Here is a 13,946-nt window from a genome sequence, read left to right as displayed (position 1 = left end):
CGCGGCCCGGCTGTTAGCGTCGTGCCGTGACCGAGCCGATCATCCGCCCCGCCGTTCCCGCCGATGTCCCGCAGATCCTCGACCTCATCCACGGCCTCGCCGTGTACGAGCGCGAACCGGATGCGGTGAAGACGACCGAGGCGCAGCTGCACAGGAGCTTCTTCGGCGAGCGGCCTGCGGTGTTCGCGACCGTCGCCGAGGCGGCGGGAGCGAGCACAAGCGAGTCCGGCGCCCCTCGCCTCGACGGCATGGCGCTCTGGTTCCTGAGCTACTCGACGTGGGAGGGCGAGCACGGCATCTGGCTCGAAGATCTCTACGTGCGAGAGGATGCGCGCGGCAGCGGCCTCGGGACGGCACTCCTCCGCTCGCTCGCGCAGGAGTGCGTCGCGAAGGGCTACCGGCGCCTCGAGTGGTCGGTCCTCAAGTGGAACGAGCCGTCCATCGGCTTCTACAGGAGCCTCGGCGCGTTCCCCATGGACGAGTGGGACACGTTCCGCCTCACGGGCGATCCGCTGCAGGCGCTGGGCGGCTGAGCAGGATCTCGCCGAGCCAGGCGGCGGCGGGTGGCACGGCGCCCCGTCGGGTGACGTACGACACGTGCCGCTCCCCCAGGTCCTGCGCTGCTGGCCGCAGCACGACGTCGAAGTCGTGGTCGATGGCGGCGTCCGTCGAGAGGGCGAAGCCGAGCCCCTCGGCGACGAGGCCGTGGATCATGTAGAGGTCGTCCGTGCGCATGAGCTCCCGTACGGGGTAGCCGAGCGATTGGCCGACGCGGCGCAGCACGCGGTCTGAGGCTTCGTCGTTGCTGCGGCTGAAGACCCACGGCACCTCTCGCAGCTCGGCGAAGTCGATGCTGTCGCGGCTCGCCCATTCGCTGTTGCGCGCGACCATCACGCCGTATGGCTCGGTGAGGAGCCGCTGCAGCATGAGGTCCGGGACGGCGAAGGCGGGCTCCACGGACACGTCGAAGATGAGCCCCGCGTGCACCTCGCCGCTCCTGAGCATCCGCACGATCTCCGTCGGCTCCCCTTCGACCACCTCGACCCGCACCGACGTGCGCTTCTGCAGGCTGGCGATGGCCGAGGGAAGCAGGCGTGAGCCCATCGAGGCGAACGTGCCCACGCGCAGGGTGACGACGCCCGCGTCGCGCTGATCGGCGACCAGCTGCTCGGCCCGGTCGATACGCGCGATCGCCTGCTCGATCTCGGCGGCGAACGACACTCCGAGCGGGGTCAGCGACGTGCCCCGCCGCCCGCGGTCGACGAGGCGCGCGCCGAGGTGCGACTCGAGGCTCCGCAGATGGTGCGTCACCGTCGGCACCCCGTACTGCAGCGCCTTCGCGGCACCCGTCAGGCTCCCATGCTCCTGGACGGCGAGGAGCACACGGAACTGTTGGAGGTTCATCACACCTAGACCGTATGTCACTGACGGCAGGATCCTGCTATATCGCCGTCGTCACTTCGTTCCTAACCTGAACGCATGTCCATCCTCCACGCACCTGGCCCGAGCAGCGCCGCTCGGGCCGACGGCATCACGGCCCCCGCCGAGCGCCACATCCCGCGAGCGCAATTCGAGACCCCGTACGCAGACGCCCTCCGCTCACTCGCCACCCACGACTGGCAGCGGATGCATGTGCCGGCACATCACGCGAAGGCGGTGAATGCGCCCGGCGTCGCGAGCATCGTCGGCGCCGACGCGCTGAGCCTCGACTTCCCGATGCTGTTCAGCGGCGTCGACCAGGAGACGTGGCGCCTCACGACGCCGGGCCGAGTCACCCCGCTCATGCGGGCGCAGGACCTGGCCGCCGATGCGTGGGGAGCGAGCCGCGTCTGGTTCACGACCAACGGGGCCTCCGGCGGCAACCACGTCGCGACGACCGTCGTGCGTGGCCTCGGCACCGAGTTCGCGGTGCAGCGCAGCGTGCACTCGAGCGTCATCGATGGCATCACGCACGCCAACCTGACCCCGCACTTCGTGCACGGGGCCGTCGACTCCGGACTGGGTGCCGCGCACGGCGTGACGGCGGCGCAGGTCGCGGCGACCCTCGCCGAGCATCCGCAGTCCGCGGCCGTCTACATCGTCTCGCCGAGCTACTTCGGGGCGGTGGCCGATATCGCGGCGATCGCGGCAGTAGCCCACGGGCACGGGGTGCCGCTCATCGTCGACGAGGCATGGGGTTCGCACTTCGGGATGCACCCGGCGCTCCCCACGAACGCGGCACGCCTCGGCGCAGACCTCGTCATCTCCAGCACCCACAAGGGCGCGGGATCGCTCACGCAGTCGGCCATGCTGCAGCTCGGTCACGGGCCTCACGCCCAGCACCTCGAGTCGCTCGTCGACCGAGTCGTTCGCTCGTACCAGTCGACGAGCTGCAGCGCCCTGCTGCTCGCCTCGCTCGATGAGGCGAGGCGGCACCTCGTGACCCGGCCAGACGCAGTCGACAACGCTCTTGCATCCGCACAGCGCATCCGCCGACTCGTGCACGACGACCGCAGGTACCGCGACGCGACTCCCGACATCCTCGCCAGCCCCGATGCCATCGCGAACGACCCCTTCAAGATCGCCATCGACACTCGAGGCGCCGGCATCACGGGCACGGATGCGCACTACCAGCTGCTCCGCGACCACCGTGTGTACTGCGAGCTGTCGACCCCCTCCGCGCTGCTGGTGCTCGTCGGCGCGACCGCGCGGGTCGACGTCGAGCGCCTGTGGGGCGCACTGCAGGCGCTTCCCGAGGCGGAGGTCGAGCCGATTCGACCCGTCTCGCTCCCCGCGAGCTGCGAGCGCGCGATGGGCCTCTCGGACGCGTTCTTCAGCCCCGTCGAGACGGTGCCGCACACGGAGGCGGTCGGCCGCATCTCCGCCGACTCGCTCGCCGCCTACCCGCCAGGTGTGCCCAACGTGCTGCCAGGCGAGGTGCTCAGCCAGGAGGTCGTCGACTTCCTCCGGCACACGGGCGCGGCGCCGTCCGGTTACGTGCGCGGTGCGAACGACCCGGAGCTCTCCACGTTCCGCGTCGTCGCCTGACCCTCGATCCTGCCAACAACCCGCAGCGCGCACGCAGCGCCCAACCTCAGCACGACGACATCAGCACAAGGGAGTGTCATGTCCACGACAACCACCACGCATCCGCCTCAGGGCGAGATGCAGCGCGGCCTCAAGAACCGCCACCTGCAGCTCATCGCCATCGGCGGCGCCATCGGAACGGGGCTGTTCCTCGGCTCCGGCAAGCTCATCAGCGTCTCCGGGCCGTCGATCATCTTCGTCTACATGGTGATCGGGTTCTTCGTCTTCTTCATCATGCGCGCCCTCGGCGAGCTGCTGCTCTCGAACCTGCACTACAAGACCTTCGGTGACATCGCGAAGGACATGCTCGGGCCGTGGGCCGGCTTCTTCGTCTCCTGGAACTACTGGTTCTCGTGGGTGATCGCATGCGTCGCCGACATCGTCGCCATCACCGCCTACGTGCAGTGGTTCAACGCCGATATCCCGAACTGGCTGCCCGCGCTCATCGCCGTCGTCGTGCTCACCGTCCTGAACCTCCAGCCCGTGAAGTGGTTCGGCGAGACCGAGTTCTGGTTCGCGATCATCAAGATCGTCGCCATCCTCGGCCTCATCGCCGTGGGCATCGTGCTCATCCTCACCCGGTTCCAGAGCCCAGATGGCGACACCGCCACGCTCGCGAACCTCTGGGAGCACGGCGGGATGTTCCCCATGGGCGCGAGCGGGTTCGTGCTCGGCTTCCAGATGGGCATCTTCTCGTTCATCGGCGTCGAGCTCGTCGGCACGGCCGCCGCCGAGACCGAGAACCCGCGCAAGACCCTGCCGAAGGCCATCAACTCGATCGTCGCGCGCATCCTCATCTTCTACGTGGGCGCCCTCATCGTCATCATGAGCGTCACGCCGTGGGACAAGATCGAGGCGGGCAAGAGCCCGTTCGTGTCGACCCTCGCGATCGCCGGGTTTGGCCTCGCCGCGTTCGCGATCCAGCTGGTGGTGCTCAGCTCGGCCGCATCGAGCGCCAACTCCGGCCTGTACTCGGGCACTCGGATGCTGTTCGGGCTCTCGAAGGACGGTCACGCCCCGAAGGCGTTCGCGATGACCAGCAATCAGGGCGTGCCGACGAAGGCCGTCTTCTTCACCTGCGTCTTCCTCTTCTCTGCCATCCCGCTGCTCTTCGCGGGCGACGAGGTCATCGCCGCCTTCACGTTCGTCTCCTCGATGTGCGCGACCCTCATCCTCTTCACCTGGGGCTCCATCGTGGTCAGCTACATCGTGTACCTGCGCCGCTTCCCCGAGAAGCACCGCGCGTCGAAGTTCAAGATGCCGATGGCGCGCGTCGCGCCCTGGCTCGTGCTCGCCTTCTTCGTCTTCATCGCGGGCACGCTGCTGTACGGCGACGACACCCGGCTGCCGTTCCTCGCGGCCCCGGTCTGGTTCATCATCCTCACCGTCCTGTGGCAGCTGCGGAAGCGGAAGCTGCAGCGGGAGGGCCGTCCGCTGACCGCCCCGATCCCGACCATCCCGCATCCGCTCGACGAGCGGGACTGACCGGGTGGAGGTGCGGCATGCGCGTCGCACCTCCACCCTCTGCCCAGGACGGCCGGGCATGCTCAGCGCATGAGGAAGCTGATGCTGAACACGTACCTGTGGGTGGCGGTCGCCTTCTACGTCGTCGCTCTCGCCGATCTCGCGAACGACGGCAGCATCTGGATCGTCTGGTTCGCCCTCGGCATGGTGTTCACGATCATCGCCTTCCGGAGACCGAAGGCCGAGCCTCACCCCGAGACCGCCGAGCAGGAGGAGAGACCGTGACCGCAGATCTGAGCAAGGGCGACCGCGTGAGCTGGAACACCCCGCAGGGCCGCAGGCAGGGCGAGGTCGTCGAGAAGAAGACGAGGGACTTCCAGTTCGACAAGCAGAAGTTCACCGCCTCCGAGGACGAGCCGGCGTACATCATCGAGTCGGAGAAGTCTGGGGCGAGGGCCGCGCACAAGGGATCCGCGCTGCGCAAGCTCTCGTAGGCTGGAGCGCATGGCAGATACCGTTCTCGAGACCGCCGACCGCCACTACGAGTCCTCGCTTGAGGGCAACGACGTGCGCCTCGTCGTCGCCGACATGGACGGCACGCTGCTGCTCGACGACCACACGGTTCCCGACGCGTTCTGGGCTCTCCTGCAGCGGATGCGCGAGGCTGGCGTCGAGTTCACCCCCGCGAGCGGCCGACAGTACGCGACCCTCGCGAAGCTCTTCGAACGCGACTCCGACGGCATGTCGTTCATCGCCGAGAACGGCACGTTCGTGGTCCGCGACGGCCAGGAGGTCAGCTCGCTCACACTCGACGAGTCGTTCATCCGGCAGGCGATCGCGCTCCTGCGCGGCCTCATCGAGCAGGGCCACGATCTCGGGGTCGTGCTGTGCGGCAAGAAGTCGGCGTACATCGAACGCGGCGACGACGCGTTCATCGCCGAGGCCCGCAACTACTACGAGGCGCTCACGGTCGTCGACGACATGCTCGGCACCGATGACGAGTACGTGAAGATCGCCGTCTACGACTTCGCCGAGGTCGAGACCGGGGCAGCCGCCGAAGTGGACGAGCTGCGCGAGTCCCACAGGGTCGTCGTGTCGGGCCACCACTGGATGGACATCATGCCGCCGGAGGCCAACAAGGGCCTCGCCGTGCGCCAGCTGCAGGAGCGCCTCGGCGTGACCTCGGAGCAGACGGCGGTCTTCGGCGACTTCTTCAACGACGTCGAGATGTTCGCGGAGGCCGAGCGCTCGTACGCGATGGCTGGCGCGCATCCCGAGGTCAAGGAGCTCGCGAAGTACCTCGCCCCCTCCAACCAGGATCAGGGCGTCGTCACCGTCGTGAGCGCGCTCCTCGACGCGCAGGCGTAGCGCTCCAAACCCGTTGCTCCCCGAGCCCCGGGGATGTGTCCGTGCTGGGTCCCGGCGACCGTGCGGGGTTTCCGTGACCGTGATGGGTTTTCGCTCGGGCTCGTGATGGGTTTCTGCGACTGGTGATGGGTTATTTCCCATCACGGTCACCGAAACCCATCACGGCACCGTTCGGGCTTCCGACTGAATGCCCACGGCTCGCGCCTGGGCCCCTCGCAGGCAAGGCCGGCACCGCAGCCGGCTGTGACCTGACGCTGTCGAGCACAGTTGTGGCCCGGTGCTATTCCCAGGACGGGGAATGACACCAGGCCACAACTTTCCCGCGTGGATGCTGCGGACCCTCCCGCGTGGATGCGCGCGACCGGCGGGCGAATCCACCGGCCAGGGAGCTCGCAACCTGCCTCGCCCCTCAGACCAGGAACAGGGCGTTGTCACCGTCGTGACCACGCTGCTCGGCGCGCAAGTAGAGGACTAGGAGCTTTCACGCACAGACGAGGCGCCCACGAGCAGGACTCCGTCGACTCTCGTTGGCACGGGCTCGCGGGGGTCCTCCCTCAGCTCGTCCGGCAGGAACCGATCAGGGGTGCTCTGCCAGGTGACAGGCCTCGTCCACCGGTCGATGGCGGAAGCACCCACTGAGGTGCTCGAGGGACTCGTCGAAGCGGGGTACGGTCCACCGTGCGTGGTGGACCAGGCCACCCGCACCCCCGTCGGCACGCCGTTCACCACGACCCGTCCACTCGTCGCCGCTGCGACGTCGACGAGCCCCTCGATCATCTCGAAGTCACCATCCACGGCGTGCACGGTTGTCGTCAGTTGCCCACCGAGCGACGAGAGCGCGCCAGCCAGGTCGTCGAATGCGGCGTAGGTGACCAGCACGGTTGCTGGACCGAACGTCTCCTCCGTCAGTGTGCCGTTCAGCTGCTCGATCGGAACTGCCACGAGCGTCGGTGCGACTCCGCTCGGGGAGACCGATCCCGGCGTGCGCTCCTCCGCCCCACCCGCTCGGAGCTCCGCGAGGCGATGCAGGTAGCGCTCGGTGATATTCGATGACAGCAGCCGCCGGGGCTCAGCCACGGCGAGGAGCTCGGAGATCGCCTCGATCAACGCCAACGCGTCGCGCGGCAGGAAGATGAGGCCCGGTTTCGTGCAGAGCTGACCGGCACTCGAGGTGACGGCAGAGACAAGTTGCTGTGCCAGCCCGGCGACGTCGGTCCTCGCCGCCTCGGGGGCGATGATCGTCGGGTTCGTGCTGCTCATCTCCGCGAAGACCGGAATCGGGACAGGTCGCGCTGCCGCGAAATCGAACAGTGCACGCCCACCCGCGGCGGACCCCGTGAACCCGACTGCGGCAACGCTCGGGGCCTCCACGAGCGCTCGGCCAGCATCCGCCTCGGTCACGATCTGCAGCGCATCCGGCGGGATGGCATGGCCAGCCAGGGCCTCGCGGACAAGCCCGAACGTCGCCATGCTCGTCATCGGCAGGTCTGGATGCGCCTTGACGATGACGGGGCAGCCCGCGGCCAGCGCAGACACCGTATCCCCGCCGAACACTCCGAACGCGAACGGGAAGTTGCCCGCCGCGAAGACGACAACTGGGCCGACCGGCACGCGAATTCGGCGCAGCTCCGGCCCATTCGCTGAAGCGTGGTCTACGGCGGCGTCGAGGTAGCTCCCCTCGACGATGACATCCGCGAACAGCTCGGCCTGTGACGCGGTCCGTTCGATCTCACCACGGAGGCGAACCTCGTCGAGGTGGGTCTCAGCTGACGCGATCGCGACCAGATCGTGGTCTCCTCGGAGCGCCGCAGCAACAGCGCGGAGCGCCCGAGCTCGTCCCCCTCGCCCCATGGCGCGAAGCTCCGAGGCCGCGTGCGAACTGGCCGCGGCCGCTGCGCGGATGGTCGGCTCAGCGGTAGCGACGCTCATCCCTTGACCGCGCCCGCGCTCAGCCCCTGGACGAGGTACTTCTGCACGTAGGCGAAGACCGCGACGACAGGAACCACCGCGACAACGCCACCCGCCGCGAGTGCCCCGAAGTCGGTGCCGAACTCGCCGAGCAGGTAGCTGAGGCCGACCGGGATCGTGAACTGATCCTGCGACGTGATGAACATGATCGCGAACAGGAAGTTGTTCCATGCGCTGATGAACGCGAACGATCCGACGGCGACGATGCCCGGCTTCAGGAGGGGCAGCACGACGGTGATGAAGGCCCGGAATCGGGAGCACCCATCCACCCACGCCTGCTCCTCCAGATCGATCGGCACGTTGCGTATGAAGCCCGCCATCAAGACCAGCGACAGCGGCAGTTGGAACACGGTGTCGGAGATGATGAGCGCCCAGAGCGAGTTCGTCAGCCCGAGCCCGTTGAACACCTGGAAGAGCGGGATCAGGAGCATGGCGCCCGGGATGAACTGCGTGCACAGCATGATCAGCACGAACGCAGACTTGCCGCGGAATGCGAAGCGGGCGAGCGCGTAGCCGCCGAGGAGCCCGATCACCGTCGAGATGATGAGACTGACGCCGGCGACATACAGGCTGTTGAGGAAGAAGACGCCGAAGCCGTTGCCGTTCCACACCTTGATGAAGTGGTCGAACGTGATCGGCCACGGGACGAGTGAGGTCGACCCGGCGGGCCGGAACGCGAAGAGCAGCATCCAGTAGAACGGGACGAGCGTGAAGATGAGCGCGATGGTCAGCGGCACGGCGAGCAGGAGCCGGTCGAGCAGCGGCTTCGGCCGCGGCTTGTTGAGCGGCGCCTGTGTCTTGCTCCGCGGCGCCTCGGGTTCGGTGGGCGCCGGGAGCCCCTGCGGTTGCGCGAGTGTGGTGAGGGACATGTCAGTTCTCCCGTCCGAAGCGGTTGGCTCGGAGATAGATCACGGTGAACACGATGAGGATGATGAAGGCGATGACGGTGAGCGCTGAGCCGTAGCCGAACTCACGGTCGAAGATGGCGGTCTGAGCGACATAGAGCGGGAGCGTCGTCGTCGAACCTGCGGGCCCACCGCCTGTCAGCGTGAAGAGGAGGTCGACGTTGTTGAACTCCCACACCGCCCTCAGCAGGGTCGCGATGACCACGGCCTGACGCACGTGGGGCCAGGTGATCGACACGAACTTGCGGATGCGGCCCGCACCATCCATCTCGGCGGACTCGTAGAGGTCCTGCGGCACCGACTGCAGGTCCGCGAGGATGAGGATCGCGAAGAACGGGGCGCCCTTCCAGAGCTCCGCGAGCACTGCGGCCCAGAATGCGGTTCCCTCGCCGGACAGCAGCGAGGTTCCGTACTGCACGAGGCCCATGTCGGCGAGGTACCGGCCGAGGCCCGTGGTCGGGTTGTAGATGAGCAGCCAGATCGTGGTCGTCAGGATCCCGGCAACAGCCCACGGCGTGAAGACCAGTGAGCGGACGATGCCGCGGCCCTTGAACGCCTGGTTGATGAGGAGCGCCAAGATCATGCCGAACACGAACTGGAGCCCGACCTCGACAACCACCCATTGGAAGGTGAACCCGAGGCTGCGCCAGAACTTCTCGTCTGCGGCGATGTCAGCGAAGTTGCCCAGGCCGACGAAGCCGTTGTAGATGGGGAACGTCGGGTTGTACTGCTGCAGGCTGTAGTAGAAGACGCTGCCGACCGGGTAGACCAGGAAGATCAGCACCAACGCAGCGGCGGGCGCGATCAGCGCGTACGGATACCACTTGGTGCGGTTCATACGCCGGCGGGGAGGCTTCTGAAGGGGGACCGTTTTCGTCATCATTTCCTTTCCACCGTGGCGGGAGAGAGAGCTCCCGCCACGGTGAAGCTCGGTCGCAGGATCACGAGGTGAGTTCCAGGAACCGTTCGTTGGCCTCCGTGAGCGAATCGGCCCACTTGGAGCAGAACTCGGAGGCGGTCATCTGCCCCTGCAGGACCCGCTGCCAGTCCGGGAGCATGTCGGTGCCCGTGATGGAGGTCCACTCGGGCAGGTAGTAGGGGACGTTCATGGAGACGGCGTTCGGGCTCTGACTCGCTGCGATCGCGGTCGAGATGGCCGGGTTGTCCTGCACCCACTGGTCTTCGAAGACCGCGGTGTTGCCCGGGATGTATCCGGAGGCCTCGGCCCAGAAGCTGTTGCCCTCCTGGCTCATGGTGAACTCGAGGAACTTCGCCGCAGCTTCCTTCTTCTCACTCTGCTCGAACATGGCGAATCCGGCGGTGACACGGCCGATGACCTCGACCCCGTTCGAGGCTGGGAACGGTGCATGCACGGCGATCTGCTCGGGCTCGAGCGTTTGGAGCATGGTCGGGTATGAGCCGATGGAGTGGCTCAGCATCCCCGCTCCCCCGCCCGTGAACTGGGCGATCATCACCTTGAAGTCGGCCGTCAGGTCGCTTTCGGCCGTCGTGGCCTTGTAGAGCTCTGCGTACTTCTCAGTAGCCTCGACGATGGCGGGGTCGTCGAGCGTGGCCTTTCCGCTCTCGTCGAAGATCTCCGAGATGCCTGCGCGGGTGTAGACCATCTCCATGAACTGCGGGAAGAAGCCGTTGCCTCCGCGGATCGTGTACCCGAACTGCCCTGTCGACTGATCAGTGAGGGCGACGGCGGCCGCGTCGAACTCCTCCCAGGTCGTGGGGGCCTCGAGACCCGCATCGGCGAGCCAGTCGGCCCGGGAGTACAGGGTGTCGGCGATGGCGGTCGCCGGGGTCATGTAGAGGGCACCGTCCGGCACTGCCTTTCGGGTGCTGTCGACGAGGCCGGGATCAAGCTGGTCTTCCCAGTTGCCGTCCGCGATGAGGTCGTCGATCGGGGCCAGCGCACCCTGCGCGACAAGCGCGGACAGGTCCGAGGCCTTCGGGGTGACGAGGTCCGGCGTCGAGTTCGTGGCGATCGCGGTGCCGATCTTCTGCATGTAGGAGTCGGTCGGCAGCCCGAGGTACTCGACTTTGATGTCCGGGTTCTCGGCCTCGAACATCGAGATCAGCTCCTGCAGGCTCTCGGTGCGCTCAGGACGCGTGTCCGTATCCCAGAGCTGGAGCGTGACGACACCGTCTTCGCTGGCGTCACCTCCGCCGGCGCACGCCGTGAGTGCGAGGGTCGTTGTGAGTGCACCTGCGAGCGCGATGGTCGTGAGCTTCCGTCTCCGGGGGTGAGAACGCGTCATTGCGATTCCTTTCGTGGCGTCGTTGCCTCAACAGCGCCAATCGGCGATGCGGTCGATCATATACTAGACACCATACATGCTCGATTAGATCGTGCTAGTGTCCATCTCGAAGGAGGGCCACATGAGCTTTGAACCATTGGCCCCGATGGCGACGCCGTTGTCGCGTACGGGGCATGTTGTTGAATCACTGAGGAAGTCGATCCTCTCCGGAGCACTTCGAGCTGGGCAGCCCCTGGTCGAATCAGAGCTCGCAGCGAGCTTCGGAGTATCCAAGACCCCCGTGCGAGAAGCGCTGAAGACGTTGGCAGGCCTCGGCCTGGTCTCGATGATGGAGTACCGCGGAGCCGTCGTGAGGTCTGTCGATTTCGAGATGGCACGTTCCGTCTTCGAGGTTCGCTGCCTCCTCGAACCCGAGGCTGTGAGGCTCGCCGTGACGAACGGCATCGACCTCTCGGCGGCACGGCTCGCGCTTCAGCGCTCGGAGGCGGCGGTCGACAGCGCCGAGCGAAGCATCGCCAATCGCGACTTCCACCGCCTCACCTACGCGAGCTGCGGCAACCCGCTTCTGCTGTCGATGCTCGACGACCTCCGCGACCAGACCGCCCTCATCAGCGTGACCGCCTGGCGAAACGGCATCACCTGGGTCCATGAGGCTCACGAGCACGTGGCGATCCTCGAAGCCGCCGAGCGAGGAGACGCAGTCGAAGCCAAGCATCTCGTCGACCTCCACATCCGACGCTTCACGGAACACGCCCTCTCCCTCCTGGAGGAACACGATGCATGAGAACGCTGCCCGCCTTGCTGACGTCGTCGCCATCCCCGTGACGCCCTTCACCGACGGCGCTGTCGACTTCGACGACCTCCGCCTCGTCCTCGACCGGATGCTCGACGCAGGCGTGCGAGTCCTGACGCCCAACGGCAACACCGGCGAGTTCTACGCCCTTCGCCCCGACGAGCGACTGCAGGTACTGCAGGCCGTTGCCGCGCACGCCGCCGGACGCGCACTGATCGTCGCCGGAGTCGGCTTCGACACCGAGACGGCCATCGCCGACGGTCTCGCAGCCGCCACCGCTGGCGCCGAGATGGTGATGATCCACCAGCCGGTGCATCCCTATGTCTCCCGTGCAGGATGGATCGACTACCACGCGACGATCGCGGATGCGCTCCCCGAGCTGGGCGTCGTGCTCTACATCCGCAACCCCTGGGTGACCGGCGACATGATCGCCCAGCTCTCAGCGCGCTGCCCGAATGTGGTCGGAGTGAAGTACGCGGTCGCCGACCCCGTCATGTTCGCGCGAGTGAAAAGCGCGGCTCCGCACCTCGTCTGGATCGCTGGGCTCGCCGAACCGTACGCCCTCTCGTACTTCGCGCACGGTGCGACCGGTTTCACCTCGGGTCTCGTCTGCGTCAACCCGCGACTCTCCCTCGACCTTCTCCGCACGCTGCAGGCGGGCGATCTCAGCGCAGCGCGACGCCTCACGGAGTCGATCAGCGAGTTCGAGGAGCTCAGAGCACTCGACTCGAACGCCAACAACGTCAGCGTCATCAAGGAGGCACTCTTCCAGCTCGGGATCGGCTCGAAGGCCGTGCGTCCGCCCAGCCATGAGGTCGACGAGGCGACCTCGGCGCGGGTGTCGAGGATCCTCGCCGAATGGTCGGTCGAGCACGAGCTGCAGCCGAGCGTCGACCTCGCGGCGAACGCGTGAAGATCGTCGGCCTCGAGGCGTTCCTCGCGCGCGTCGGCGACCGCCCGCGCGTGCTCGTTCGCCTCGATACCGATGAGGGTGTGTCCGGCTGGGGAGAGGCCTACAACCACGGGCCGGATGGGGCGCTCTTCCCGATCTTCCAGTACCTGCTCGAGCAGATCGAGAACGAGGATCCGACTCGAGTCGAGCACGTCACGCAGAAGATGCTGCGTCTGGCGCGCTTCCCACCGGGCGCGCTTGGCCTGGCGGCCATCGCCGCGATCGACCACGCCCTCTGGGACATCGCCGCCCGCTCGCTCGGGGTGCCTGTGTACCGCATCCTCGGCGGTCGCGTGCGCGACCGGGTCAGCGTCTACTGCGGCCTCTACGCTGCCCCGGACCCAGAAGATGTTCGAGACCGCACAGCAGAGCTCAACGAGCGCTACGGGTTCACATCCTTCAAGCTGAGCCCGTGGCGTTCTGACATCCACGAGCGCAGATGGGGCCTCGTCGTGAACGAGGTGGCCTCGTACTTCGGCGACATCCGAGAGCACGCGGACCCACGTTGGGACTTCAGCTTCGATGCCCACGCCCAGATCTTCGAACCGTACAAGGCGATCGAGCTGGGCAACGCGCTCGCGCCCTACCAGCCGATGTTCCTCGAGGAGCCGCTCAGACCTGAGCACTTCGCGTCCTGGGGACACCTGCGGAGTCAGCTCAGGGTTCCGCTTGCGACCGGCGAGAGCCTCTACTCGGCCCATGAGTTCCTCTCGCTCTTCAACGCCGGCGGAGTGGACATCGCACAGCCCGACATCGCGGTGGTCGGTGGGCTGTCGCAGATGCGCCGTATCGCGACCGTCGCCGAACTGCACAACATCATGCTCGCCCCGCACAACCCCATGGGGCCACTGGCAACCGCGCACAATGTGCACTTCGCGGCCGCTTGCAGCAACTTCCTGACGCTCGAGTACAAGTTCGACGACACCACCTGGTGCCCGGATCCCTACGTTCCGTGTGATGGCTACCTGGACCTGCGCGACGATCGGCCAGGCTGGGGCATCACGATCGATGAGGAGGCCCTGCGAGCGTCGGATACCACCGTCTGGCACCGCGCGCTGAACGTCCGGCCGGATGGCGCCTGGGGCTGGGCCTAGCTGCCGCCCCTCACGCCGAGCAGACAGTTGTGGCCTGGTGCTGTTCCCCGGAGGGGGAGCAGCACCAGG

General features: G+C 67.1%; 14 protein-coding genes. 9 read left to right on the top strand and 5 right to left on the bottom strand.

All coding sequences use genetic code 11. The annotated features are described in order from the left end of the window. Positions 1–26 precede the first annotated feature (26 nt). A complete protein-coding gene (locus ITJ67_RS08375; RefSeq protein ID WP_194677322.1) occupies positions 27–533 on the top strand; it encodes a GNAT family N-acetyltransferase in 507 nt (168 codons plus the stop codon). Here the strand turns inward: ITJ67_RS08375 and ITJ67_RS08370 are convergent. Next, positions 499–1,404: a LysR family transcriptional regulator gene (locus ITJ67_RS08370; protein ID WP_194677430.1), complete on the bottom strand. Its 906-nt coding sequence runs from the start codon at positions 1,402–1,404 to the stop codon at positions 499–501. The genes ITJ67_RS08375 and ITJ67_RS08370 overlap by 35 nt on opposite strands. A gap of 75 nt (positions 1,405–1,479) precedes the next feature. Here ITJ67_RS08370 and ITJ67_RS08365 point away from each other — a divergent pair, with 75 nt between their 5' ends. The 5 genes from ITJ67_RS08365 to ITJ67_RS08345 all read left to right on the top strand — a co-directional run bounded on the left by ITJ67_RS08365 (position 1,480) and on the right by ITJ67_RS08345 (position 5,898). Then, the gene (locus ITJ67_RS08365; protein WP_194677321.1) at positions 1,480–3,027 is read left to right on the top strand and encodes an aminotransferase class I/II-fold pyridoxal phosphate-dependent enzyme; all 1,548 of its coding nucleotides are present in this window, start codon (positions 1,480–1,482) and stop codon (positions 3,025–3,027) included. A 78-nt stretch (positions 3,028–3,105) separates the two neighbouring features. After that, entirely contained in the window at positions 3,106–4,551 is a 1,446-nt protein-coding gene (locus ITJ67_RS08360) for an amino acid permease (RefSeq protein WP_194677320.1), read from the top strand. A 69-nt stretch (positions 4,552–4,620) separates the two neighbouring features. Next, positions 4,621–4,815 (top strand): hypothetical protein, encoded by a 195-nt coding sequence (locus ITJ67_RS08355; protein WP_194677319.1) that lies wholly within the window; start codon positions 4,621–4,623, stop codon positions 4,813–4,815. After that, positions 4,812–5,024, top strand: a complete 213-nt coding sequence (locus tag ITJ67_RS08350) for a DUF2945 domain-containing protein (RefSeq protein ID WP_194677318.1) — start codon at positions 4,812–4,814, stop codon at positions 5,022–5,024. Before ITJ67_RS08355 ends, ITJ67_RS08350 begins: the two co-directional genes overlap by 4 nt. Before the next feature lie 10 nt (positions 5,025–5,034). After that, the gene (locus ITJ67_RS08345) at positions 5,035–5,898 is read left to right on the top strand and encodes a Cof-type HAD-IIB family hydrolase (RefSeq protein ID WP_194677317.1); all 864 of its coding nucleotides are present in this window, start codon (positions 5,035–5,037) and stop codon (positions 5,896–5,898) included. Positions 5,899–6,369: 471 nt separating this feature from the next. Here ITJ67_RS08345 and ITJ67_RS08340 read toward each other — a convergent pair whose 3' ends face one another. From ITJ67_RS08340 to ITJ67_RS08325, 4 genes are all read right to left on the bottom strand, one after another. Continuing rightward, positions 6,370–7,827 (bottom strand): aldehyde dehydrogenase family protein, encoded by a 1,458-nt coding sequence (locus ITJ67_RS08340; RefSeq protein WP_194677316.1) that lies wholly within the window; start codon positions 7,825–7,827, stop codon positions 6,370–6,372. Next, the gene (locus ITJ67_RS08335) at positions 7,824–8,735 is read right to left on the bottom strand and encodes a carbohydrate ABC transporter permease (RefSeq protein ID WP_160071413.1); all 912 of its coding nucleotides are present in this window, start codon (positions 8,733–8,735) and stop codon (positions 7,824–7,826) included. Before ITJ67_RS08335 ends, ITJ67_RS08340 begins: the two co-directional genes overlap by 4 nt. A gap of 1 nt (position 8,736) precedes the next feature. Continuing rightward, entirely contained in the window at positions 8,737–9,609 is an 873-nt protein-coding gene (locus ITJ67_RS08330) for a carbohydrate ABC transporter permease (RefSeq protein ID WP_228502494.1), read from the bottom strand. Between the two features lie 103 nt (positions 9,610–9,712). After that, the gene (locus ITJ67_RS08325; protein WP_194677315.1) at positions 9,713–11,038 is read right to left on the bottom strand and encodes an ABC transporter substrate-binding protein; all 1,326 of its coding nucleotides are present in this window, start codon (positions 11,036–11,038) and stop codon (positions 9,713–9,715) included. Between the two features lie 121 nt (positions 11,039–11,159). Between ITJ67_RS08325 and ITJ67_RS08320 the strand changes: the two genes are divergently transcribed. Genes ITJ67_RS08320 through ITJ67_RS08310 form a run of 3 tightly spaced genes read left to right on the top strand, consistent with a single transcriptional unit; the run spans position 11,160 to position 13,877 of the window. Continuing rightward, complete coding sequence (locus ITJ67_RS08320; protein WP_160071416.1) at positions 11,160–11,822, top strand: GntR family transcriptional regulator; 663 nt, start codon at positions 11,160–11,162, stop codon at positions 11,820–11,822. Continuing rightward, entirely contained in the window at positions 11,815–12,744 is a 930-nt protein-coding gene (locus tag ITJ67_RS08315; protein WP_194677314.1) for a dihydrodipicolinate synthase family protein, read from the top strand. Before ITJ67_RS08320 ends, ITJ67_RS08315 begins: the two co-directional genes overlap by 8 nt. After that, positions 12,690–13,877 (top strand): mandelate racemase/muconate lactonizing enzyme family protein, encoded by a 1,188-nt coding sequence (locus ITJ67_RS08310; RefSeq protein WP_228502492.1) that lies wholly within the window; start codon positions 12,690–12,692, stop codon positions 13,875–13,877. The genes ITJ67_RS08315 and ITJ67_RS08310 overlap by 55 nt, the downstream gene beginning before the upstream one ends. The last annotated feature ends 69 nt before the right edge of the window (positions 13,878–13,946 follow it).

It is taken from the genome of Pseudoclavibacter sp. VKM Ac-2867, assembly GCF_015351275.1.
Taxonomy (GTDB): Bacteria; Actinomycetota; Actinomycetes; order Actinomycetales; family Microbacteriaceae; genus Pseudoclavibacter.
The sequence above is the reverse complement of the archived record's forward strand: the minus strand, read 5'-3'. Positions and strand labels throughout refer to the sequence as shown.